At 37.0% G+C, this 24,449-nt stretch carries 21 protein-coding genes; 16 read left to right on the top strand and 5 right to left on the bottom strand.

The window, feature by feature from the left end:
- The first annotated feature begins 357 nt into the window (after positions 1–357).
- The 3 genes from AC2VNP_RS00165 to AC2VNP_RS00155 all read left to right on the top strand — a co-directional run bounded on the left by AC2VNP_RS00165 (position 358) and on the right by AC2VNP_RS00155 (position 4,564).
- Positions 358–1,623, top strand: a complete 1,266-nt coding sequence (locus AC2VNP_RS00165; protein ID WP_486914968.1) for an L-lactate MFS transporter — start codon at positions 358–360, stop codon at positions 1,621–1,623.
- 57 nt (positions 1,624–1,680) lie between these two features.
- Positions 1,681–2,049 (top strand): Na-translocating system protein MpsC family protein, encoded by a 369-nt coding sequence (locus AC2VNP_RS00160; RefSeq protein ID WP_486914966.1) that lies wholly within the window; start codon positions 1,681–1,683, stop codon positions 2,047–2,049.
- Between the two features lie 157 nt (positions 2,050–2,206).
- Complete coding sequence (locus AC2VNP_RS00155; RefSeq protein WP_486914964.1) at positions 2,207–4,564, top strand: FdhF/YdeP family oxidoreductase; 2,358 nt, start codon at positions 2,207–2,209, stop codon at positions 4,562–4,564.
- A gap of 67 nt (positions 4,565–4,631) precedes the next feature.
- Here AC2VNP_RS00155 and moaC read toward each other — a convergent pair whose 3' ends face one another.
- A complete protein-coding gene (gene moaC, locus AC2VNP_RS00150) occupies positions 4,632–5,123 on the bottom strand; it encodes a cyclic pyranopterin monophosphate synthase MoaC (RefSeq protein WP_486914962.1) in 492 nt (163 codons plus the stop codon).
- A 138-nt stretch (positions 5,124–5,261) separates the two neighbouring features.
- Here moaC and AC2VNP_RS00145 point away from each other — a divergent pair, with 138 nt between their 5' ends.
- The 7 genes from AC2VNP_RS00145 (at position 5,262) to moaD (ending at position 10,521) form a co-directional block, all read left to right on the top strand.
- Positions 5,262–5,777: a MogA/MoaB family molybdenum cofactor biosynthesis protein gene (locus AC2VNP_RS00145; protein ID WP_486914960.1), complete on the top strand. Its 516-nt coding sequence runs from the start codon at positions 5,262–5,264 to the stop codon at positions 5,775–5,777.
- Positions 5,778–5,988: 211 nt separating this feature from the next.
- Positions 5,989–7,140, top strand: coding sequence for an AimR family lysis-lysogeny pheromone receptor (locus AC2VNP_RS00140; RefSeq protein ID WP_486914958.1), 1,152 nt, complete (start codon positions 5,989–5,991; stop codon positions 7,138–7,140).
- 173 nt (positions 7,141–7,313) lie between these two features.
- Positions 7,314–7,481, top strand: a complete 168-nt coding sequence (locus AC2VNP_RS00135; RefSeq protein ID WP_486914956.1) for a hypothetical protein — start codon at positions 7,314–7,316, stop codon at positions 7,479–7,481.
- A gap of 554 nt (positions 7,482–8,035) precedes the next feature.
- Positions 8,036–9,310: a molybdopterin molybdotransferase MoeA gene (locus tag AC2VNP_RS00130; RefSeq protein WP_486914954.1), complete on the top strand. Its 1,275-nt coding sequence runs from the start codon at positions 8,036–8,038 to the stop codon at positions 9,308–9,310.
- Positions 9,307–9,825, top strand: coding sequence for a molybdopterin-guanine dinucleotide biosynthesis protein B (gene mobB / locus AC2VNP_RS00125; protein WP_486914953.1), 519 nt, complete (start codon positions 9,307–9,309; stop codon positions 9,823–9,825). Before AC2VNP_RS00130 ends, mobB begins: the two co-directional genes overlap by 4 nt.
- Positions 9,818–10,285, top strand: a complete 468-nt coding sequence (locus tag AC2VNP_RS00120; protein ID WP_486914951.1) for a molybdenum cofactor biosynthesis protein MoaE — start codon at positions 9,818–9,820, stop codon at positions 10,283–10,285. The genes mobB and AC2VNP_RS00120 overlap by 8 nt, the downstream gene beginning before the upstream one ends.
- A gap of 2 nt (positions 10,286–10,287) precedes the next feature.
- Entirely contained in the window at positions 10,288–10,521 is a 234-nt protein-coding gene (moaD, locus tag AC2VNP_RS00115) for a molybdopterin converting factor subunit 1 (RefSeq protein WP_486914949.1), read from the top strand.
- Between the two features lie 66 nt (positions 10,522–10,587).
- Here moaD and AC2VNP_RS00110 read toward each other — a convergent pair whose 3' ends face one another.
- Positions 10,588–11,178: a molybdenum cofactor guanylyltransferase gene (locus AC2VNP_RS00110; RefSeq protein WP_486914947.1), complete on the bottom strand. Its 591-nt coding sequence runs from the start codon at positions 11,176–11,178 to the stop codon at positions 10,588–10,590.
- Positions 11,179–11,302: 124 nt separating this feature from the next.
- Positions 11,303–12,598: an MFS transporter gene (locus tag AC2VNP_RS00105; protein WP_486914945.1), complete on the bottom strand. Its 1,296-nt coding sequence runs from the start codon at positions 12,596–12,598 to the stop codon at positions 11,303–11,305.
- Between the two features lie 423 nt (positions 12,599–13,021).
- On the opposite strand from AC2VNP_RS00105, the gene nirB reads away from it, so the two are divergent.
- The 4 genes from nirB (at position 13,022) to pflA (ending at position 19,183) form a co-directional block, all read left to right on the top strand.
- Positions 13,022–15,442: a nitrite reductase large subunit NirB gene (gene nirB, locus AC2VNP_RS00100; protein ID WP_486914943.1), complete on the top strand. Its 2,421-nt coding sequence runs from the start codon at positions 13,022–13,024 to the stop codon at positions 15,440–15,442.
- Between the two features lie 17 nt (positions 15,443–15,459).
- The gene (gene nirD, locus AC2VNP_RS00095; RefSeq protein ID WP_486915012.1) at positions 15,460–15,786 is read left to right on the top strand and encodes a nitrite reductase small subunit NirD; all 327 of its coding nucleotides are present in this window, start codon (positions 15,460–15,462) and stop codon (positions 15,784–15,786) included.
- A gap of 238 nt (positions 15,787–16,024) precedes the next feature.
- Positions 16,025–18,277, top strand: coding sequence for a formate C-acetyltransferase (gene pflB / locus AC2VNP_RS00090; RefSeq protein ID WP_486914941.1), 2,253 nt, complete (start codon positions 16,025–16,027; stop codon positions 18,275–18,277).
- A gap of 177 nt (positions 18,278–18,454) precedes the next feature.
- A complete protein-coding gene (gene pflA, locus AC2VNP_RS00085; protein ID WP_486915010.1) occupies positions 18,455–19,183 on the top strand; it encodes a pyruvate formate-lyase-activating protein in 729 nt (242 codons plus the stop codon).
- A gap of 43 nt (positions 19,184–19,226) precedes the next feature.
- On the opposite strand, the gene dctP is transcribed toward pflA, so the two are convergent.
- Complete coding sequence (gene dctP / locus AC2VNP_RS00080; protein ID WP_486914939.1) at positions 19,227–20,264, bottom strand: TRAP transporter substrate-binding protein DctP; 1,038 nt, start codon at positions 20,262–20,264, stop codon at positions 19,227–19,229.
- A 235-nt stretch (positions 20,265–20,499) separates the two neighbouring features.
- On the opposite strand from dctP, the gene moaA reads away from it, so the two are divergent.
- Positions 20,500–21,486 carry a GTP 3',8-cyclase MoaA gene (moaA, locus tag AC2VNP_RS00075; RefSeq protein ID WP_486914938.1) on the top strand — a complete coding sequence of 329 codons (987 nt, stop codon included), beginning with the start codon at positions 20,500–20,502 and terminating at the stop codon, positions 21,484–21,486.
- Positions 21,487–21,796: 310 nt separating this feature from the next.
- On the opposite strand, the gene AC2VNP_RS00070 is transcribed toward moaA, so the two are convergent.
- A complete protein-coding gene (locus AC2VNP_RS00070) occupies positions 21,797–22,555 on the bottom strand; it encodes an Mrp/NBP35 family ATP-binding protein (RefSeq protein WP_486914937.1) in 759 nt (252 codons plus the stop codon).
- A 148-nt stretch (positions 22,556–22,703) separates the two neighbouring features.
- Between AC2VNP_RS00070 and AC2VNP_RS00065 the strand changes: the two genes are divergently transcribed.
- Positions 22,704–24,413, top strand: coding sequence for a methyl-accepting chemotaxis protein (locus tag AC2VNP_RS00065; RefSeq protein WP_486914935.1), 1,710 nt, complete (start codon positions 22,704–22,706; stop codon positions 24,411–24,413).
- Positions 24,414–24,449 lie beyond the last annotated feature (36 nt).

Below are 24,449 nucleotides of genomic sequence, written 5' to 3'. Positions count from 1 at the left end.
TCTATGTAAATGTCACCCGACATTATTAAAGATTTTTTTAGAAATTATTACATGATGTGCTGAAATTGTAATAAATAATTGTTGAAATTGTAATGAAATCGAGTTATATTATTACTGTTCATAAATCTGTAACATTTAAGATCTGAGATAGCGATCCTGTCATCGGTTTAAATGTTAACTAGATTAACGCGAATACGTTGGTTATAAAGTAGAGTTCCTGCTTGCCACTAACCGTCGCTGTATACTTACTTAGATTGAAGTGTTTCGTTGAAAACGTTTTCGATCAAAATGTAAGGTACTTGCGGCGGTTTTATTATTGTCAAAAATAGATGAGAGAGAAGCGAAAGGAAGATGAAAGTGGGAAAGACAAAAAATCGTTGGTTAATCGCTTTAGCCGCGGTAGGGATCCATATTTCTATCGGGTCGGTTTATGCGTGGAGTGTATTTACAAATCCACTTCAAGAACAGTTCGGATGGAGTTTAAGTGCAATATCATTAACATTCAGTATTGCTATTTTATTTTTAGGATTATCAGCAGCATTTATGGGGCACTTTGTAGAGAGGCACGGACCTCGTAAATCAGGGCTCGTTTCAGCAACATTCTTTGGAATTGGCTTAATCGGTGCTGGACTAGCAATTAACATGGAAAGTTTAACTATGTTTTATATCACTTACGGAGCTTTAGGTGGTATCGGATTAGGTGTTGGTTATATTACACCAGTTTCAACACTTGTAAAATGGTTCCCTGACCGTCGTGGTCTTGCAACAGGCCTTGCGATTATGGGATTTGGTTTTGCCGCTATGATTGCCAGCCCGATTATGGCGAACTTAATTGGTTCAGTTGGTATAGCGAATACGTTCTTTATTTTAGGGGCTGTTTATTTTGTAATTATGACCGCTTCAGCACTTTATCTTGAGCGTCCGCCAGAGGGCTGGATGCCAGAAGGATTTAAACAACAAGTCGCCTCGGGTGCTAAAAAGCCAGCAACCGACTTATCTCAATTAACAGCAAACGAAGCTATTAAAACAAAACGCTTCTACTATTTATGGGTCATGTTATTTATCAATGTAACATGTGGTATTGCAGTTCTTTCTGTCGCATCTCCGATGGCACAAGAAATTGCAGGTCTATCAGCGGCAGCTGCAGCAACAATGGTAGGTTTAATGGGATTATTTAATGGAATTGGCCGTCTTGGTTGGGCATCGATTTCTGACTACATTGGAAGACCAAATGTTTACACAGCATTTTTTGCTATTCAAATCGTAACATTTTTATTGTTACCGAGTATTACTCATGCAATTTTATTCCAAGCCGTACTATTTTTAATTTTAACTTGTTACGGTGGCGGATTTGCTTCTATTCCGGCCTATATCGGCGATCTTTTTGGAACAAAGCAACTTGGAGCCATCCACGGTTACATTTTAACAGCATGGGCTGCTGCTGGACTAGCTGGTCCGATCATTGCTTCCTATGTACGTGAAACGACAAATAGTTATGCAGGAACACTCTATATCTTTGCAGCGATGTTTGTTGCAGCATTAGCCGTATCTTTAATTATTCGCCTAGATATTAAGAGACTGAGAGAAGAACAAAATGCAGCTCAAAACAAGCTGGCAAGTTGACATTTAATGTACAGAAGACTACTCTTTTAAATAGAATAATTAAAAGGGTTGACGTTCATGAACAAATATGAAGCTGAATTTAGTAATTTAGTACGTTCTTTTCGAAAAAAACATATGGGGAAAGGGCCAAGCAAAATCAATACAAAGTTTTGCAAAAACTGGGCGATTTGCGAGATGGAAGGAAACCTTTCTCCAATTGAAAAATTTATCGCAACAGCGGACGAAGGTAAGCAAATGCTTCGTGCTGCGAGAACAGAGATGGTCAAAGAAATGTACCGTAAAAACCCGCCAGCTGAGATGGAAGAGTTTTTAGAATGTAATTTTGTCGAACTCTTTGTTGATATTAATATTGAAAAAGATTTAGGCATGTCCATCTTTGTATTTGATGAAGATATAGAAGAGAAGTTTTGTAAACCGAATAGCTAGGTTTGGTACTTAGCAGCGATCCTGCCGAAGACTCAACCACCGATTTACCTTTTTCATTATAGAAATAGGAATTTCGGTGGTTTTTTATTTCTAAAATACAATGAATTTAAATAAGTAATAAATAATAGGTTATGCAAGAATTTAAGGAGTGTTAATCATGGGAAAAACAAAACATCCAGGACCAATGAAAAAAGCGAAAATGCCAGACCCGAGTCTTTGGGTAAGTCCAGTTCCTTTTGGATTAGGTAAAATAAAACCAAAACATATTCGCGATTCTATTAAAGTGGCTTGGGAAAATAAAGACAATTTAGGTTATGCTTCAAGGATTATATCTAAGGGAGTATGTGATGGCTGTGCATTAGGAGTTGCTGGATTATACGACCAAACCTTAACAGGCCCCCACTTATGTACAACAAGATTAAACGTTCTTCGTTTAAATACAATGCCAGCTATTAAGGAAGATATTTTACATGCTGATATCGACGAGCTAAAGAAGTATGACAGTACAGAGCTGCGTAAGTTAGGTAGAATTCCATATCCATTAATCCGAAGAAAAGGAGAGAGGATGTTTTCACGCTTAACTTGGGATGACGCTATGGATATGATTGCGGACAAGATGAAAAAATTAAATCCGAAACAGTATGCGTTCTATTTAACTTCACGTGGTATCACTAATGAATCGTATTATGTAGCGGGTAAAGTAGCGCGTTTCTTAGGAGCAAATAATATTGATAATGCATCACGTATTTGTCACTCGCCGAGTAAAACGGCTTTAAAGCGTTCGATTGGAGTAGGAGCATCTACTGTAAACTATCAAGATTGGATTGGGACAGATGTTCTTCTATTCTGGGGAAGTGTAGCGTCTAACGCTTCACCTGTATCTTCAAAATATATGTTAGAAGCGAAGAAAAGAGGAACAAAGATCATTGTCATCAATCCATATCGAGAGCCAGCGATGGAAAATTATTGGATTCCTTCGAATATAGAATCAGCACTTTTTGGAACGAAACTTGCTGACGATTTCTATCAAGTCAACATCGGCGGAGATATTGCGTTTATGCACGGTATTATGAAGCATTGGTTCGAGATGGAAGAATCAGCTCACGGTTCTGCGATTAACCATGAGTTTGTTGAAACGCACGTGAACGGTTATGAAGAGTTAAAAGCAAATGTTGTAGCACAAAACTGGGAAGAAATAGTTAAATCGTCTGGTATTTCGAAAGAAAGAATTATTGAACTAGCAGAGTTACTAGCAAAAAGTAAGAATGCCGTATTTGCTTGGGCACTCGGGTTAACAATGCACTCGTTTGCAACAGATAACATTTCACAAGTAGCCAACCTTGCACTATTACGAGGGTATTTAGGGCGGAAACATGCTGGTTTAATGCCATTCCGTGGTCACTCTAGTGTACAAGGTAGTGGAGAAATGGGAGCGGATCCTTTCGTTCTTCCTGGTGGAGACTTTTATGGTGACAATATTGAACGTATTGAAAAGCTGTGGGGTTTTACGCTTCCGAAATGGCAAGGAGATACGGTAGGGATTACACTTGAAAATATCGTTCTTCCAGAAGGACACGAGCGAAAAGTGAAGTTATATTATATGTCGGGTGGTAATTTCTTAGAAACGATGCCAGACCCTAACTTTGTTGAAAAAGCTTTATCTGAGCTTGATATCCGAGTGCATCAAGATATTATCTTAAATACTTCCACACTTATTGATGCAAAAGAAGCTGTTATCGTATTACCTGCAAAAACACGCTATGAGCAAGAAGGTGGCGGTACTTCAACTTCTACTGAGCGAATGGTTTATTTCTCTCCTGAAATTGAAGGAAATAAAAATCAAATTGAAGAAGCACGTACCGAGTGGAAAATATATATTGATTTAGCGAAACGTGTAAATCCGATGATGGCACATCTAGTAGACTTCAAAAATGCTGACGAAATTCGTGCAGAAATTGCTAAGGCAAACCCAAGCTATGAAGGCGTACAGTATTTGAAAAAACAGGGAGATGTGTTCCAATGGGGTGGAGCATGGTTATGTGAAGATGGAATTTGTCCAACTCCAGATGGTAAAGGAAGCTTAATTCCAGTCGAAATACCTGATCTCGGTAAGAACAAAGGCCAATACTTGTTAACAACTCGTCGCGGAAAACAGTTCAATTCAATGGTATACAGTACAAAAGACTCATTCAATAATGCAGAACGATATGATGTCTTAATGAATGCTGAAGATGCGAAAGAGTTACGTGTTACGGAAGGTGAAGGTGTTGTCGTTTATAACGGATTCGGAGTATTCCAAGGAAGAGCAAAACTTGTAGATATAGCGCGTGGAAATGTTGAAGTCCACTTCCCTGAAGGAAACTTCTTACTTCCAAGAGGACGTTATGAAAAGTATGCTCGTATTCCAGATTACAATATTGTCGTTTCTGTTGAAAAGGCGGACCGCTTCAATGCTCGAAAAGACCGCAAGTATTTAGAAAAGCCAATCGAAGATCTAGAAACAACTGTTGGATAATTAAAGAAGAAAGAGGTTTAGCGTCTGCTAAACCTCTTTCTGATTCAAATTTGTAACGAGCATGCATTTAAGCGTTGCTTCGTGAAAAATCGCCACTTTTTCCTCCGGACTTTTGCATGAGGAATGTCTCACCAATAATCATGCCTTTATCAACGGCTTTGCACATATCATATACAGTTAATGCGGTTGCAGAAGCTGCTGTTAAGGCTTCCATTTCTACACCAGTTTTACCTGTTGTTTTAACCGTAGCTTCAATATGCAGCTCGTAGTGGTCAGGTTCATTTGTTTCCCACTCAAATGAAATATCCACACCTGTTAATTGCAATGGGTGGCACATTGGGATCCAATTGGCTGTATTTTTAGCTGCCATTACTCCCGCAACTTGAGCAACAGCTAGGACATCGCCTTTTTTAAATGATCCTTCGATTATCTTTGTATAAATTTCATGATTTACTTTTATACTTGAATGAGCGACAGCTTTTCTAGAGCTAATTTCTTTTTCGGAGATGTCGACCATTTTGGCACGTCCCTGTTCATTAAAATGGGTAAGTTTACTCATAGTTTTTTCCTCCTTAAATGACTGTTACAATTTTAACATGAACAGGTATTTAATTGCTAAATTACAATGATGAAATATGTAAATTAATATGTTGTGGTATAATTTTGTATACAAACCTATTTGGAAAGAGGGTAGCATATGTCTACATTTGAACATAAAAAGGAAGCACCTAAATCAGTAAATTGTATGATTATAACCGTTTCAGATACAAGAACAACTGAAACGGATAAAAGTGGTGGATTAATAAAAACATTACTCGAAGAAAAAGGCCACGTTGTTACAGAATATCAAATCGTAAAAGATGAATATACAGGAATTCAAGCTTTGTTAAAGCAAGCAGAAACACGATCTGATATAGATGCAGTTCTATTAAATGGAGGAACAGGAATTGCTTTGCGTGATACTACATATGAAGCAGTGAAAGATCTATTGCATAAAGAAATGCCAGGGTTTGGAGAAATATTTCGATACTTAAGCTATGCTGAAGATATCGGAACAGCCGCAATTTTAAGTCGTGCGGTTGCAGGAGTATTCGGAACGAAAGCGGTCTTTTCGATGCCAGGATCATCAGGTGCGGTAAAACTAGCGATGAGTCGAATTATTATTCCTGAATTAGGGCATGTAATTCGAGAAATTCGTAAAGACTTAAAATAAAGGATTGATTATCTTTACGTAATGTATGGTCGTATAGGGAGTTGTTTCAAGAAAGTTTAAAATATTATCCCTATTACAACAGTAAAAAATAGTTCAATTTATCTAGAATGAATACTAATTTATCAATTTTGTGCTATAATTGGACTAACTATCTATTCAATAATTTAAGGGTAACCCACTTATGATTTGAATGAAAGGGCTCAACACAAACATGTTAAAGCAAATGCTTAAAAACCAAATAGATATAGAAAAAGGGCTGGCAAACAAACTTATAACTATTTCAGGCCTCAAGAGTAAATCTTCTTTATACAAATTTCTCAATGAAAAAGATCGAGAATTCGATAACATCGAAGGCTTGTTAGCTATTATACGTTATCTGTTTCCTGAACAGGAATTTGAGATTATGGAACGATACTTCAGGGAAGTAAATCCGAATGGTAAAACAGCCAGGATAAGTCTTGAATATGCCTCGGTCAATCGCTTAAATGATTTAAAACAATTCATGATTGATAAGCTGAAAGAAAGTAAAAATGCAGAAAGCCGTGAATGGGCTAAAGTATATGAACTCGATCAACAAGTGATGCAAGGGCAGCTGTCACCGAGTGAGGCTAATATACTATTTGATGAATTAGTATTAAAAACACAAGAAATGAAGGTATTATCAAAAGTATTTATGATATATAATTATTACGATATGAAAAAGGTAGACAGATGTGAACAAGTCGCCGTACTAATAGAAGACGGTATTAACGACATTAAGAAATATCCTTTCTTAAGAAAGTCTTTAAAATGCCGAATTGGTCTCATTAACATGCATATCGGAAGTCGCGAGGAAGCTATCAAAAATGGTAATATTGTCGTTGAAAATGCAGTCAGTGAATTAACCAAGGCTGTTGCCTTTCAAAATATAGGCTTGTTTTACATAAATGAAAATTATGAAAAAGCTTATTCCTATTTGCTTAGAGCATATGAAGTATTTTTGAAATATAATTCAGATAATATAGTTGGAACAAAACAAACTATAAATTTTCTTCAAAACTATTGGCATAAAGAACCAGACTTTTTAGATTTCAAGTCAAAAAGCGTATACGATCTCCATGAAATTGCGTTCTACTATATCCAAAAAAAACAGCAAGAAAAAGCACTAGAGATACTTAATAAGGTTGATTTAAATTCTCAATCCCATTTTTTAAAGGGATTTCATTACTTTTATCTTGGATTGATCTCACAAAATCGGGAAGATTTCTTTCAGTCTGTAATTGAATTTAAATATGCTAATCAAAAAATGTATTGTCATTTTCCTTTACTTGAGTTGAAGAAGCTGGGTGAGGATGAGCTGACATTAAAAGTTCTAGAAATTTAATAAGAATGCAAGACGAATGACACTTTCTTAAAGGGAAGTGTCATTCGTCATTTATCGACAAGTTTCCTGTTTTTTAAATTTAAAAAATCGGAAACACGAAGAATATTTGACAAACCTAGACATATATTTGAGTAGGCTAATAAAGATTTTTGTTTTTAGGGGGAGTTAGCAAGATGAAGATTGGAACAAAAGTTAGATACAACAATAAGGTTTATACAATTTTTTGGATCTATGATAGTGGTTTTTGCGAGATACAAGAGGAAGATTATTTTCAGGTTGTTTTAGCGAATTTATCTGAATTAGAAATGCTTCCAAAAAACGAACTTAATGTAATCGATTAATACATTCTTCTAATCTCATAAGTAACCTATCTGTATTTTTCGTTTCCTTATATTCAATCATTTTCTTTAGTGATGGTTACTTTTATATGGTTTTTTATGTTGATTTTTGATGTTTCATGTTTTATGTTTCATCACGTAAAGCTAAACTATCGGGTCAATTTTACTTTTTTACAATTAATATAGCTATAATTCCCCTAGTAAATTATTCTTTATGTTCTTAGTTTATTACTAGTAATAGACTATAAGAGTAGTTATAAACTCTTTCTCAGTTTAACCAGCAGTCTTCGAACAGAACCCCTTTAATCTACCTATCATTTAATACGAATGATTGTTACTGATTACTCCGTTGCAGTAGTCAACAATTGAAAGGTTTTATCGTTCACACTATTGTAAAACTCATATGAAATAGAGAAGTTTAAATTACCCTGCAATATTAATGAAACCTTGTTTAGTGTATAATAAATATGTCGAAATTAATGGAATTCGAGCGTGCTGCTTTCCATATTTTTAGTTAAAAAATTAGCTATCATTGTAGATTTAGGAGGATAACATCATTGGTAGAAAGACGAACCCCAATACCTGTAAAAGATGCTGTGAATAAAATAATGGACCATGTCCATCGAAATGATGAGGTGGAATATGTAGCGATTGATGAATGCCTCGGTCGTTATTTAGGAGAGCCTTTAAAAGCTGACCACGATGTACCACCTTTCGATCGGTCACCTTATGATGGTTTTGCGATTCGAAGTGAAGATACACAGGTCGCAAACTCAGATGAACCAGTAATATTAGAAGTGATTGAGGAAATTGGTGCAGGAACAGTCGCCAAATCAGCGCTTCAAGCAAAGCAAGCGATTCGTATAATGACAGGAGCACAAATTCCTAACGGGGCGGATGCCATCATTATGTTTGAACTTGTTAAAGAGGTTCAAGAGAACGGAAGATCATACATACAAATTAAACGTAAAGTCGTATCGGGTGATAATATATCTAGACAAGGTGAGGATGTCAAAAACGGTTCGGTGTTACTTGATAAAGGTACGAAAATTAATGAAGGAACGGTCGCACTATTAGCGACATTCGGTTATGCGAGGGTTCCCGTGTTTAAAAAGCCAGTTGTAGGAATTATTGCTACCGGTTCAGAGTTATTAGAAGTTAACCAACCGTTGGAACCAGGAAAAATCCGCAATAGTAATGGATATATGATCGCAGCGCAAATTCAAAAGATCGGAGCAGAACCGAAATTTTATGGGAAATTAGCGGATGACTTTGATACTTGCTTTGAAAAGATCAAACAAACATTAGCCGAAGTCGATGTGTTGGTAACTACTGGTGGTGTTTCTGTTGGTGACTTTGACCATTTACCAGACATTTATAAAAAGCTGGAAGCTGAGGTTTTATTTAATAAAATCGCGATGCGTCCAGGCAGTGTAACAACAGTTGCCGTAAAAGACGGTAAGTTCTTGTTTGGTCTTTCCGGAAATCCATCGGCTTGCTTTGTCGGTTTTGAATTGTTTGCTCGTCCCGCTATCCTTAGTTTAGTAGAAGCTGATTATGTGCATTTACAAAAGGAAAAGGCCATACTTGATAAAGACTTTCCAAAGCCAAATCCATTTACACGCTTTGTTAGAAGCAGAGTATCGATTGAAGGTGGAAAGCTGATTGTGGCACCAGTCGGTTTGGATAAATCGGGTGTCGTTTCTTCCATTGCCTATGCGAATGCTCTTCTTATGCTACCGGGTGGTACGAGAGGATTTGAGCGTGGTATGGAGGTTGAGGTTCTGCTTCTAAATGGAGAAGGTAGTACTTCAACTTGGGAGAAAGAATGAAAATCATCCAAGTTGCAGGTTACAGTAATTCAGGGAAAACAACGTTAATTGAAAAATTAATTACAGGCCTAAAGAGTAAGGACATAAGTGTTTCAGTTATTAAACATCATGGGCATGAAAGTCGCTTAGCGGCACTTGATACTGGAAAAGACTCGGCAAAGTTTCGTGAATCTGGTGCTACGGGTACGACGGTTGTTGCTGGCAATTCCGTGCAAATGCAATTTAATAAGGAAGCGAATTGGTCGATAGAAGATGCCCTTATGTTTCAACAGTTCCTAAAAATTGATATTGTAATCATTGAGGGATTTAAAAAGGAATCCTTTCCCAAGGTTGTCATTGTAAAAAAAGAAGAGGATATCAAGTTGTTAGAACAACTTGAAAACATACAAGCCGTTCTGTTGTGGAAGAATATTGAACTACCGACTACATTAAAGGTTCCTATTTTTTTATTAGATGATTTTGAGTCTTTTTTTAGTTGGTTTATGAATGGTGTATTGGAGGAAAGAAATGAGTGAACAGCTTTTTGAAATTATAAAAGAACCAATCTCAATTGAAACGATCGTCAATAAAGTAGTCGACCGTAATGCAGGTGCGATTAATACTTTTATTGGTACAGTTAGGGAGATGACAGGTGAGAAGAAAACTGTCTACCTTCGCTATGATGCTTATGAGACAATGGCCATAAAAAAACTAGCTCAAATTGGTGATGAAATTCAGAAAAAGTGGCCACAAGCAAAAGTGGCGATTACTCATCGCATTGGCGATTTAGAAATTACGGATATTGCGGTTGTTATAGCTGTATCAACGCCTCACCGAGCAGACTCTTATGAAGCTAGTCGCTATGCTATTGAAAGAATAAAAGAAATTGTACCGATTTGGAAAAAAGAGCATTGGGAAGACGGGCAAGAGTGGGTCGGCGACCAATTGGAGAAAGTAAACTATGAAACAGGTAAGCCGGAAATTAAAGAGGTGTAACGATGAAGGTTTTGTTATTTGCACAATTAGAAGAAATTGTTGGTGAAAGAGAAATCGAAATAAAAAGTGAACCGATTACAGTTCGACAGTTAAAAGAGATATTATTGGAAAAGTATCCGAACTTACGGTCATTAGATAGTACGATTGTGGCGGTCAATGAGGAATATGTTAAAAATGATACACTACTAAAAGAAAACGATGTTGTTGCTTTAATACCTCCGGTAAGCGGTGGGTAAGATCAATGATAAAATACACCTAAAACCAACATCCATCACTTGATGGATGTTGGTTTGTTCATATAGTTAACTAGAACTCAAATCCTCTTTCTCATTAATATTACGAAATGCCTCATGATGGTTCAACTCGTGTTCCTCTATAAACACGGTCTCAACGGCCTGAAATAACATTCCTATCTTCAAACAATTTTCTTTTAAATTCTTTTCAATCATAGGTAAGCATCGTCTGTTGTACATAGCAATTAACGGTTGTTTTCTTGCTGCAACTATAGGAACAATTGCATCTTTATCAGGATAACGCTCAGTATATGAGCGTAGCTGCTGGAGTACTTCCGAATGAATATAGGGAGTATCGCAGGGGAGAACCATATACCATTCGGAATAAACATGTTTCATAGCACTATAGATGCCTGCAAGGGGTCCATCGCCTCGAAACTGCGCTTCATCTAAAATGACATCATATGTAGTTTGACTTTGAATCTGTTGAATAAGATCAGGCTGGCTCACAATAACTATGTCTTCTACGCTTTCTTGTAAAGCATCTAGGCTGTATCGAAAAAATGGCTTTCCATCAAGTTCATATAAAGCTTTAGGCTCACCGAAACGTCGTGAGGCACCACCAGCTAATAAAATTCCAACAACATGATTAGATTTCATAGGTATTCCTCCCTAATATCTTTACACTTCATTATTTCATACGATCGGAAATTTTACTATAAGCCATAAAAAAAGCCCTTCACTTAGTAGTGAAAGGCCATGTTCTTTTTATTACGGGCTTAGATTAACATTTAACTTCTGCATTTTTTCTCGAGTAGAAGTACCAGTTGATAACTAAGCTGATTACGTAATAACCGATAAAGATAAATAGAGCTAAGTTAGCATATCCAGTTGTATCAATTGACCAACCGAAGATTTTTGGAATAAAGAATGCACCGTATGCAGCAAATGCAGCAATTAACCCTAGTACAGGTGCGGCAAATTTTTCTTCAAAAATGAATGGTACCATTCGGAAAGTAGATCCATTTGCAATTCCAGTTCCAGCAAATAACACTAAGAATGAAACTAAGAAACCAGTAAAGTTATTAATATTTAAGAAGTAAATGACACTAGATGTTGCAAGAATCATCGCGACAATCGTCCAGAAAGTTACCTTTGCACCACTATTCACCTTGTCAGAAAGCCAACCACCGAATGGACGGATTGAAGCACCAACTAATGCACCTAAGAAAGCAAACTTCATAACATCGATTTCCGGGAACTCAGAACGGATTAATAATGGAAATGCCGCTGCAAACCCGATAAATGAACCGAAGCACATAACATAAAGCCAAGTCATAATCCACATATGTTTCATTTTTAATACAGAAAGTTGACTCTTAATGCTGGGTTTTGCTACAGGAAGTTCATCCATAAAGAAAAACGTAACAATAACAGAAGCGACAATTGGAATTACCCAAATAAATGCTGCATTTTGAATATAAACGACGCTACCATCTGCTAAAGTTTGACCTCCTCCAGTTAGAGCACCAATAAATCCTAAACCGATTACGATTGGAGTTAAGAACTGAACTACACTAACTCCTAAGTTTCCAATACCAACGTTAATTCCGTTGGCTGTACCTTTTGCTTTTTTCGGATAATATGGGTTTAAAGTAGCTGTTGAAGACGCTAAGTTACCTCCACCCAGTCCACATAAAGCAGCAAGGATGACCATTGTTTGAAAACTTGTTTCAGGGTTTTGAACGGCAAACCCAATACCGATTGCAGGAATTAAAAGAACAACAGTTGTAAGTAATGTCGTTTTCTTACCACCAATCAAGCCTGGCATAAAAGTATAGAATAAACGTAGTGTTGCCCCAGTTAATCCAGGTAAAGCGGCTAATGTAAATAATTGACTACTTGTAAAATTGAAACCTACATCGTTTAATCGAACAGCTGTAACTGACCATAATTGCCATACACAGAAGGCTAAGATTAAAGAAAATACGGATATTAATAAGTTCTTTCTTGCAACTTTCTTTCCTTTATTTTCCCAAAAGCTTTCATTTTCTGGCTCCCATTTCGTAATTTTCGCCATGATCTATTCCCCCAAATACTATTGTTTAATTTTCTTCACATCGATGTTTCTTACAAAACTGATGATACAATCAAACGAAAAAGTTGAGTGTGATTTTTTTCACAGGAAATAAATAAAAATTAAACATACTATCGACATATAACAATGAATAGAAAAATATTAAACTGGACGATTATATAGAAAGAACTAGTATAACTTCGTAAATAAAGTTTAAGAACGATAAGTTCAACTATCAAAAAAATAGTTATTACAAATTCATGAACAAGACTTTTTCACAAAATAGTAATTTTTTAATTCATAGGGTGTGATTTTTATCACAGTTTTCGCAAGTTCCTAATTGATATACTGAGATCATAGAAATATAAAACAACTAGTGATGGATGCTCCTATTTGTGAAATAGTGAGCAAGTGGAGGTCTTAAAAATGGAGAAAAAGAAATTAGTCATGATAGGAAATGGAATGGCGGGCGTTAGAGTCATTGAAGATCTATTAAAAATAAACCATGATTTATTTGAAATAACGATTTTTGGTAAAGAACCACATCCTAATTACAACCGGATTCAACTATCAAACATCCTGCAAGGTGAAATGAACTTTGAAGATACGATCATCAATAATTGGGACTGGTATAAAGATAATGGAATTCAGTTGTATACGGATGAAATGATTACAAAAGTAGATCCGCAACAACAGCTAGTATATTCAAATAAAGGACAAGTTCTACCGTATGATGAACTGATCATAGCTACTGGTTCAAAACCATTTATTTTACCTATTCCTGGTGCCGACCTTTCAGGAGTCATTGGTTTTAGAGATATAGAAGATTGCGTGACCATGAAGAAAGTCGCTAAGATGCATAAAAAAGCAGTTGTAATTGGAGGAGGACTTCTTGGACTTGAAGCTGCAAAAGGGCTACTGCATTTAGGAATGGAAGTGGATGTCGTTCATTTAGTGGAACACTTAATGGAAAAACAGCTAGATGTAGTTGCTTCAAGTATGTTGAAACAAACATTAGAAGAGCAAGGAATGAACTTCCTCATGCCAAAATCAACGACTGAAATTGTGGGAACCCATCGAGTGGAGGGTGTTCGATTTTCAGATGAAAGTGAAGTGACAGCAGACTTAGTCGTAATGGCTGCTGGGATTGTTCCAAACATAGATTTTATTAAAGGGGGTGACATTTATATCAATCGTGGCATCGTAGTTAATGACTTTTTAGAAACGAATATCCCTCATGTGTATGCTGTAGGGGAATGTGCAGAACACCGAGAAGTTGTTTATGGACTAGTTGCTCCGTTATATGAACAAGGAAAAGTATTAGCCAATCGTTTGTGCGGGGTCAAAGAAGAAGGTTACGAAGGATCATTGTTAGGGACCCAGCTCAAAGTAGCTGAAATAGATTTGTTCTCAGCTGGAGAAATTTATGATGATGCATCAACGAAATCGATAAAAGTTCATAACGAATATGAAGGAGTCTATAAGAAGGTTTTAGTTAGAGATAATCGAATTGTCGGTGTCGTCTTATATGGTGATACAAAAGATAGCTCAAGATTATTTAGAATGTTAACGAACAAAGAAGATATTTCAGACCAAGCGACAATTTCTTTCTTACAACCGCCAGGAGCGGATACGACGAATGACGTTGGGGCGATGCCAGATAATGAAGTTATTTGTGGTTGTAACGGAACGACTAAAGGAACGATTGTCGATGCCATTCAACAACAAGGACTTGCAACAATTGAGCAAGTAGGTGGTTGTACAAATGCAGGACGATCTTGCGGGCGCTGCAAACCATTAATTGGTGAAATTCTAGAACATGCATTAGGTTCTGACTATGAATTAACTGCTCAAAAAGAAACATTATGTGGGTGTACAACTTTTAGTCGAGATGAAGTCATAGCTGAAATTAAAGATAAAGGATTAACTTCACCAAAAGAAGTCATGATGGTTCTGAACTGGAGTGAAGAGCAAGGTTGCTCAAAATGCCGTCCAGCGTTAAATTACTATCTCGGTATGATTAATCCAGAATATAAAGACGATAGAAATTCTCGTCTTGTAAATGAAAAATTACATGCTAACATTCAAAAAGATGGAACGTATTCAGTTGTTCCTAGAATGTACGGTGGAGTGACGACAGCTGAAGATTTAAGAAAGCTTGCAGATGTAGCTGATAAGTATAATGTTCCACTCGTCAAATTAACAGGTGGACAACGAATTGGTTTATTCGGATTAAAAAAAGAACAACTTCCTCAAGTTTGGGAAGAGCTAGGTATGCCGTCTGGATATGCTTACGGAAAGACACTTCGTACAGTGAAAACGTGCGTAGGTTCACAGTTCTGTCGATTTGGGACTCAAGATTCGATGAGTCTCGGTATTGAATTAGAAAAACGCTTCGAACGTCTTGATACACCACATAAAGTCAAAATGGGTGTATCCGCTTGTCCGAGAAACTGTGCAGAATCCGGAATTAAAGATGTCGGGGTTGTTGGAGTTGATGGCGGTTGGGAACTGTATGTCGGTGGAAACGGGGGTACAGACTTACGTGCTGGAGACTTCTTCTGTAAAGTCAAAACGGAACAAGAAGTATTTGAAATGACGGGTGCCTTTTTACAGTATTATCGTGAAACAGCAAAATATTTAGAAAGAACCTCTCAATGGGTGGACCGCCTTGGATTAGACCACATTAAAGAAGTAGTAGCCGATGCTGAAAAACGAGCTAAATTAAACGCAACGCTGCAAAAAACAGTGAGTCGATATGAAGAGCCGTGGCAAAAAATCAATGAGGATGAAAGTATCCGTCAAGCCTATTACAAAACAACAACTATACCAGTGCCAGTTCAGTAGAGAGGAAGATTAGAATGATGAAAACAAGACAAGCTATTAAACTTTGTTCATTTCATGAACTGCCAGAGATGATTGGTCAAGTATTTTCTGTCAGCGGGAAGGAGATTGCTCTCTTTCGCCTGACAGATGGTACGGTTCGTGCGATCGAAAATACTAGTCCACACCCTAAAGGAGGCATCCTTTCTGAAGGTCTTGTCAGCGGTCAATTTGTGTTTTGCCCGATGCATGACTGGAAAATCTCATTAATTGATGGAAAAGTACAAGCTCCTGATGAAGGTCAGGTTAAAACTTACACGATTGAGGTTGAAGAAGGAAATGTAAAGCTTATTTACGAGGAACAATAGTAGATAGAGGGGGCTGTTGAATTACGACTATTTCGTGAACAGAACAGTCCTTGACATCATTTTGTGATTTTTATCACAGTATTCAATTCTACTGCATTGTTATACTAGATCTATAGATTAAATTAGAAAAAATTAGAAAACGACGCTAATGAAAAATGAGGTTGTATCTTTTGAGGATGTAATTAACCAATCACTTCGTCTAGCGTTACATTGCAACTTTATGAGGGAGTTGAAAAAGATGAGTCATCCGAACAGTTTTAGAAAAGGAAATTGGAATCAAGAAATTGATGTTAGGGATTTCATTCAAAAAAATATGACACCTTATGATGGTGATGACACGTTTCTTGTTGGGGCAACTGAAAACACTAAAAAATTATGGGAACAAGTGATGGAGCTTACAAAAAAAGAACGTGATAACGGTGGAGTATATAATTTAGACACTGAAATCGTTTCTACAATCACATCACATGGACCAGCTTATTTAGATATAGAGAAGGAAACAATAGTCGGTTTCCAAACGGATCAACCGTTCAAACGTTCATTACAGCCATACGGTGGTATTCGCATGGCAGCAACAGCTTGTGAAGCATACGGTTACAAGATGGATCAAGAAGTAGATCGCTTTTTTACAGAGCATCGAAAAACACATAATCAAGGTGTATTTGATGCATATACAGACGAAATGAAACTGGCGAGAAAAGTCGGGATCATTACAGGTTTGCCGGATGCTTATGGGCGTGGAAGGATTATTGGTGATTACAGACGAGTTGCTTTATACGGTGTGGATTTCTTAATTAACGAAAAGAAACAATCACTTCAAGAAATGGGCAAAAAAATGTCTGAAGAAGTGATTCGTTTAAGAGAAGAGATTTCTGAACAAATTAAATCGCTTCAAGAATTGAAAACACTTGCTGTTTCTTACGGTTTTGACATTTCAGAGCCAGCGACTACGGCAAAGGAAGCTTTCCAATGGTTGTACTTTGGATATTTAGCTGCAATAAAAGAGCAAAATGGAGCAGCGATGAGCTTAGGACGAGTCTCAACGTTCCTCGATATTTATATTGAAAATGATATAAAAGAAGGTCGCTTAACAGAAGAAGAAGCACAAGAATTAGTCGATCATTTTGTCATGAAACTGCGTCTCGTTAAATTTGCAAGAACACCTGATTATAACGATCTCTTTAGTGGCGATCCGACATGGGTAACTGAATCAATTGGCGGGGTTGGAATAGACGGTAGACCATTAGTAACAAAAACGTCGTTCCGTTTCATTCACACGCTATCAAACTTAGGTCCAGCACCAGAACCGAATTTAACTGTGCTTTGGTCAACGAACTTGCCAGAGAATTTCAAGCGCTATTGTGCGAAAATGTCAATCCAAACAAGTTCACTTCAATACGAGAATGATGATCTAATGCGTGTAGAATTTGGTGACGATTATGGAATAGCTTGTTGTGTATCTGCGATGAGAATTGGCAAGCAAATGCAATTCTTTGGTGCAAGAGCAAACTTAGCAAAAACGCTTTTATATGCGATTAACGGTGGTGTTGATGAAAAAGCGAAGATTCAAGTGACACCGATGTTTGAAAGAATTATGAGTGAATATTTAGACTATGAAGAAGTAATGTCTAAGTTTGATCATGTCATGGAATGGTTAGCTGAGCTCTATGTTAATACATTAAATATCATTCATTTTATGCATGACAAATATAATTACGAGCGCATTGAAATGGCTCTTCATGACAATGAAATTTTACGGACGATGGCGACAGGAATTGCAGGTCTATCTGTAGTAGCTGACTCATTAAGTGCCATTAAGCACGCAAAAGTAAAAACGGTGCGTGATGAGAACGGAATTGTCGTTGATTATATCGTTGAAGGGGAATACCCTCAATACGGAAACAATGATGATCGTGTCGATGAAATCGCTCAAGATATCGTCAGACGTTTTATGAAAAAGTTGAAAAAGCATGAAACGTATCGTCAATCTACAACGACAATGTCCATCTTAACAATTACTTCTAATGTGGTTTATGGGAAGAAAACAGGAAATACACCAGACGGAAGAAAAGATGGCGAGCCGTTTGCACCGGGCGCAAATCCTCTCCACGGAAGAGATAAAAAAGGAGCACTCGCTTCATTAAATTCGGTGGCTAAATTACCGTACCAACATTCACTAGATGGAATTTCAAACACATTCTCGATCGTTCCTAAGGCGTTAGGTAAAGAATCGGAAGACCGCACGACAAACTTAGTTGCTATCTTAGATGGGTATTCAGAGAAGAACGGGCATCACTTAAACATCAACGTCTTTGACCGCGAAACATTATTAGATGCAATGGATCACCCTGAATTATACCCGCAATTAACCATTCGTGTATCAGGGTATGCGGTGAACTTTATTAAACTAACAAGAGAACAACAATTAGATGTAATCAACCGTACATTCCATGACTCTATTGGAGGTAAGAAATTAGTAACACCAGTATAAATAAGTGTGAAAAAGATCCAGCATAAAAGGATCTTTTTCACATAAAAAGATATAGGTGTCACATAAAAAGGGAGGTACCAGGCACCTTTAGTCGGCTAAAGGTGCCTGGTACCATTTAAGTTTGGTAATACTATATTCTAAAAATATCATCATGAATCTATTCAAAAGGGGCTTCTAATTATGAAAGGTTACGTGCATTCAGTAGAGACATCAGGTATGGTAGACGGGCCCGGAATTCGTTATGTCATTTTCATGCAAGGCTGCTTGTTACGATGTCAATTTTGTCATAATCCTGATACGTGGGAACAAAAAAAAGGTGAACCGGTTGATGTAGACGATCTAATTCAGGACATTGAAACGTATATCCCGTATTTAAAACGATCGAACGGTGGGGTTACGGTCAGTGGAGGAGAACCACTTCTGCAAATTGATTTTTTAATTGCCTTATTTAAACGATGTAAAGAATTAGGGCTTCATACAACGATCGACACGTCTGCAGGCTGCTTTTCAAAGAGTCAGTCGTTCCTTAAGTCGTTAGATGAACTTCTCCAATATACAGATTTGTTCTTACTAGATATAAAACAGATCGATAATGAAAAGCATAAAGAGTTAACAACGGTTCCAAACACACACATTTTACAGTTTGCACAGCTTCTTGCTGAAAAACAACAGCCTGTTTGGATCCGCCATGTGCTTGTTCCAGGAATAACGGATGCAGACGCAGATTTAGAAAGACTTGCTACTTTTATCGATACTTTATCAAATGTTGAGAAGGTGGAGATACTCCCATATCATCAAATGGGCGTTTATAAATGGGAGCAATTAGGGTTAGAATATCCACTTTCTCACGTAAATCCACCAGAAGCAGAAGTGGTAGAGCGAGCAAAGCAAATTCTTGGTATATAATAAAAGAGCGGCTGACAATAGGTCAGCCGCTCACTGTTTTTCCTTACTCGGTAGCATGAATTCGCTGAATGTACTTTCCGTATTTTTCAGCATGTTTCTCATAGACAGGCTCTACGAGTTGACGGAAAGCATTTAGATCTAGATCTTCGCTAGAAATGATTTCTACTCCGTTATCAATTAAATTTTGCTTTTGCTCAGCTTCTAATTCTTGAGAAATGTTACGTTGTATTTGTGCATATTCTTTTCCAAGATTTATAATTGCTTCTTGAACGTCTTCGGGTAACGAGTTGTATACGTCATGATTTATTAATAGTGTCGCAGATGCATAGTATAATCCTACTTCAGAAAGATATTTTGTTTGTTCGTACACATTAGTACTCCAAATTACTCCGTAAGAAAAATCAGATCCATCAATAACCCCTTGTTGAAGACCGCCGTATACTTCTGGGAAAGCCATCGGTGTAGCATTTGTCCCTAAAGCACTATATGTATCTAGTAATAGTTCGCTTTCAATTGTTCTCATTTTTAATCCTTTTAAATCTTCTGGAGTCATAATTGGTTTTACATTATTCGCTAAATGCCGTTGGCCATTTTCCCAAAAGGCAATTCCTTTTAACCCAGAGTCGGACATGATCTCTAATATTTCTTGACCTACTTCACCATCTAATGTCTTATAAGCATGCTCTAAATCTTTAAATAGAAACGGGAATTCAATGGCTGTTACTTCTGGAACAAAGTTGCTGACTACACCCGTTGTAATCACACTCATATCTATAGTTCCTAATTGGACTCCTTCTAATAACTCTCTTTCGCCTCCTAAGGAACCGTTACCGAAAATTTCAAATTGTACTTGTCCATTTGTAGCTTCTTCAACAGCTTCTGCATAAGCCTCAAACCCGAGTGCATAAGCCTCCCCAGGTGGTGCAATATGTCCGACCTTTAATGTAATAACTTCAGTTACATCACTTTTTTCACTTGTGTTCGATTCATTTGTTACACTGTTTGAACCGCTACAAGCGGTTAGTCCAACAAGACAAACAACCGAAGAGAGAATAGTTACTAACGACTTCTTTTTCATCATAGTTGCCCCCTAGATTTATGTATGTATATCAGTTGTGTAAAAACCGCCTTACACTTTAACACCTAAAAGCGTTGAAGTGTAAAGTTGTTTTCTATTATATACCACTATTTAATAAAATGCATCAATATTTTGACTTTTGTAATTATTTTTAGTTTATTAAAGTTTATGATCAGTGATATTTCTCACAGAATAAACGATCATCATTTGATAAAGTAAGGTTAAAGGAAGTGATGATATGAATTTAGTTGATCGATTTGATCGGAAACATGATTACTTAAGGATTTCGGTTACAGATCGATGCAATCTCCTTTGTCATTATTGTGTTCCTAACGGGGTTCATGGTTGTACAAGTTTTCAACATCTACTTACAGACGACGAAATAGTGAATATCGTTCAAGCTGGAGCACAACTAGGTATAAAGAAAATTCGTATAACAGGAGGAGAGCCTCTAGTACGTAAAGGCCTTCCACAGTTAATAGGGAGATTAAAAGAAATTCCTGGTATAGAAGATATAGCCCTCACGACGAATGGTATCTTCTTAGCAAAGTATGCTCAAGCGTTAAAGGAAGCTGGTTTAAACCGAATTAATATCAGTCTTGATACTTTAAATGAAGAAAAATATACGAAGATTACGAAAAACGGAAAACTGAAAGATGTGCTAGAAGGAATTCAAGCAGCTATCGATCATCAGTTACATCCTATCAAGTTAAATGTAGTTTTATTAAAAGACTACAATGTAGATGAGATAGAAACCTTTTTAAAGTGGACGATGAAAGAAAATATACAAATTCGCTTTATTGAATACATGCCGATTGGAGACCGACAGTCCGAATGGACCAAACAATATCAATCCCTGTCGATTGTAAAAGAGATAGCTGATAGGATCGGCTTATATACTGAGCACGAAAGAAAACAACTGGCAGGACCAGCACGAACATTTTCTTTTGAAAATGCGAAAGGAAGCTTTGGCTTAATTCATCCGATATCGAATGAATTTTGTGCTAGTTGTAATCGATTGCGACTGACTGCAGATGGACATCTGAAATCGTGTTTGTTCTGGGAAGCAGAAGTTCCTGTAAAAGCAATAGCCCATAATCATCACGAACTTATTGATGCCTATAAGCGAGCATTGTTTTTAAAGCCGAAAAGTCATGAAATGGGGCAAACTATGTATGAACAAGGGACCCCAACTGTAAGAGCGATGTCGGCTATTGGTGGTTAAACCTTTTATTTTCACTGACAATCAGTAAAGGACCCAACTGAATTAATTTTTTATGGGAGCTTTACGTTATTCCTCATAGTCAGATCTACACATTGAGGCCGACTCGTCTATTGAGTTGGCTTCTTTTTTTAGGTTTCAAAAACAAGTAATGACTGTGTAAATGAGATGAACTAGAGGGTTTCCACATAGTGTGATGGTATAGGTGATGTTGAACAAGAGGGCTAACCTCCTGATAAGAAAGAGTATTTAACCAATAAGAAAAAGCCGGTCCCCTGTCTATAGGAAAACGGCCTTTTCTGCAAGTTTTAAATTAATTTATTGCTGTTTTTGGATTTAGTAACACTCTATCAATGTTATTGGCGAGTTTATTAAAATGAGCAAACAAATTTGTAGTTTCATCATAAATTGATGGAACTTCACCATTGTCATTGGGGAGAGCCATAGGTAGTGAAGCTAATAGTTTAGTATCTAAAGTCTTAGCTAATGTCTCCCCGCCACCTTTTCCAAAAAGGTAATACTTCTCATCTTGACCAGGAGGAGAGAAATAAGACATATTTTCAATGACACCTAAAATTTCATGATTAGTATTTTGTGCCATTGTCCCTGCTCGTTCAGCTACATGTGTTGCTGTCGGGTGAGGAGTTGTAACAATAATCTCCTTACATTCAGGAACCATATGATGGAGGTCAAGCGCGACATCTCCAGTCCCTGGTGGCATATCCAAAATCACATAGTCAAGTTTACCCCAAATCACGTCTTTAAAAAAGTGTTCGATCATTCGTCCAAGCATTGGACCGCGCCAAACAATGGGGTTATTTCCGCGCACCATAAACCCAGTAGACATAACACTTAATCCATGTGAGCCGACAGGAATGATTTTATTATTAATCGTTTTGGGTCGATCTGTGATATTTAACATCTTAGGTACACTGAATCCATAAATGTCTAAATCTATGATAGCTACATTTTTATTTAATCGAGATAAAGCAAGAGCTAGATTTACGGATACCGTTGATTTTCCTACGCCGCCTTTTCCGCTAGTCACCGCAATTACATTTCCAGTAATCATCTTTTTCACTCCTAATTATTAATGTACAAACCAATATAACTCTATTTTAGTACCTTTCTTTTAATTAAGATGTGACTTTTCTCACAACGGAACATTATGAATATAGTTACAATCTAGTAAAACGATGATGATTATTAGAGGTGATTATATGAAGAAAACGAGCGTAACAATGAAATTAGGCTTGATTATTTTTACAACGATTTTTATTTCAATGGCGATAATTTCCATATCAAATTATCGTATTATTTATGAAAAAGTAAAAGAAGCAGCGGCTATTGAATTGTACGGATGTGCGAATATAACAACAGGGCTATTAAACCCGACGGATATTGAACAACTTGCACATGGTGATTTATCAAAGTCCGCAGAAATTGGCCAATTGATTAGCTGGACGGTTGATCATAAAGACATATTTGAAACACAATACATCCTTTCACTTGAAGGAAAGGTATTAGCAGCAGATGTAAATTTGCAAGCACAAGGATTTCAAGCAGGCGATATGTTTTATTTAGATGAAACAGCTTTACATATGATGATGTCAATGGGCCATCCCCATTATTCAGACATTTATGAGTTTGGTGGAATGAAACGACTTACAGGCTACGCACCAATCTTTAAAGATCACGATCCGAGTAAAGAAATGATTGCAATTAGTGCTATAGATTTTGATGCAAGCATAGTTCATGAGAGAACGTGGGATATGGTAAAAGGCGGTATTCTATTCGGAATTATTCCTTTACTAATTACGACACTTGTGACTATTTGGTTTGTTAGTCGAACAATGAATCCTATTTCAGAATTTATTGTGTATGCGAAAAAAATCGCACAAGGAGATTTAACCGCGCCACGTTTAATGATTAACCGGAGAGATGAAATTGGTGAATTAGCTAATGATTTTAATTCGATGGTGGATCAGTTGCAAGAAATGGTTGGAGATGTTTCTGATAGTTCATACCAAGTTGCAGCTACATCTGAGCAATTATCTAAACAAGCCAAACAAGTGACGACAACAACGGAGCTGAATTCAGATCGTATTAAAAGTATTCAAGAAGATTCGCAACAGCAAGTAAGGAAATCAAACCATATTAATGAAGTTATTACTGAAATATCGAATGACATGGATAACGTGCTGAAACGAATGAAAGAATCCTCTGAGATTTCCAAAAGCGCAAATGAAAAGGCTGATACAGGTGATGAAGTAATTAAGCGTGCCATTGAGCAAATGGAAAGGATCAAACAAAATTCAGTTTCAATGAAAAAAACAATGAATGGTCTTGATCAAAAATCAGAGCAAATTAACGAAATTATATCTATGATTACAGCTATAGCAGATCAAACCAATTTATTAGCATTGAATGCTGCTATTGAGGCTGCCCGTGCAGGAGAACACGGGAAGGGATTTGCGGTAGTTGCAGATGAGGTTCGAAAACTCGCAGAACAGTCGTCTGCAGCCACAAAAGAGATACGAGAGTTGATATCACAGATACAACAAGGAACAACAGAAGCTGTCAAAACATCATCTCATGGTGACCAAACGGTAACAGACGGAATAGAAGTGATGTATCAAGCGGGTAATTCGTTCCATGAAATTGCAGAATCTATTAATGTGATTACTAGTGATGTCTACCATATTAGTAATACGTTAAAAGAAATGAATGAAGAAATCCAAAAAATCGTAGAATTAACAAAAATAATTGTCGACATATCAGAAAGGCATGCGGACCATACAGTCTTTGTTGCGGACTCGACTGAGCAACAAACTGCAGCGATGCAAGAAGTGAGTGCCGCTTCGAGTCAATTAACGAGGATGTCAGAGAGGCTGCAAGAGAAAATCAATCACTTTAAATTGAGAGAGTGATTGTGATAGAGTTCACAGTCAAAACGGATCTTTTCT

It is taken from the genome of Alkalihalobacterium sp. TH-98, from assembly GCF_057473385.1.
Note: the sequence above shows the minus strand (reverse complement) of the source record. Positions and strands in the feature narration are given on the sequence as shown.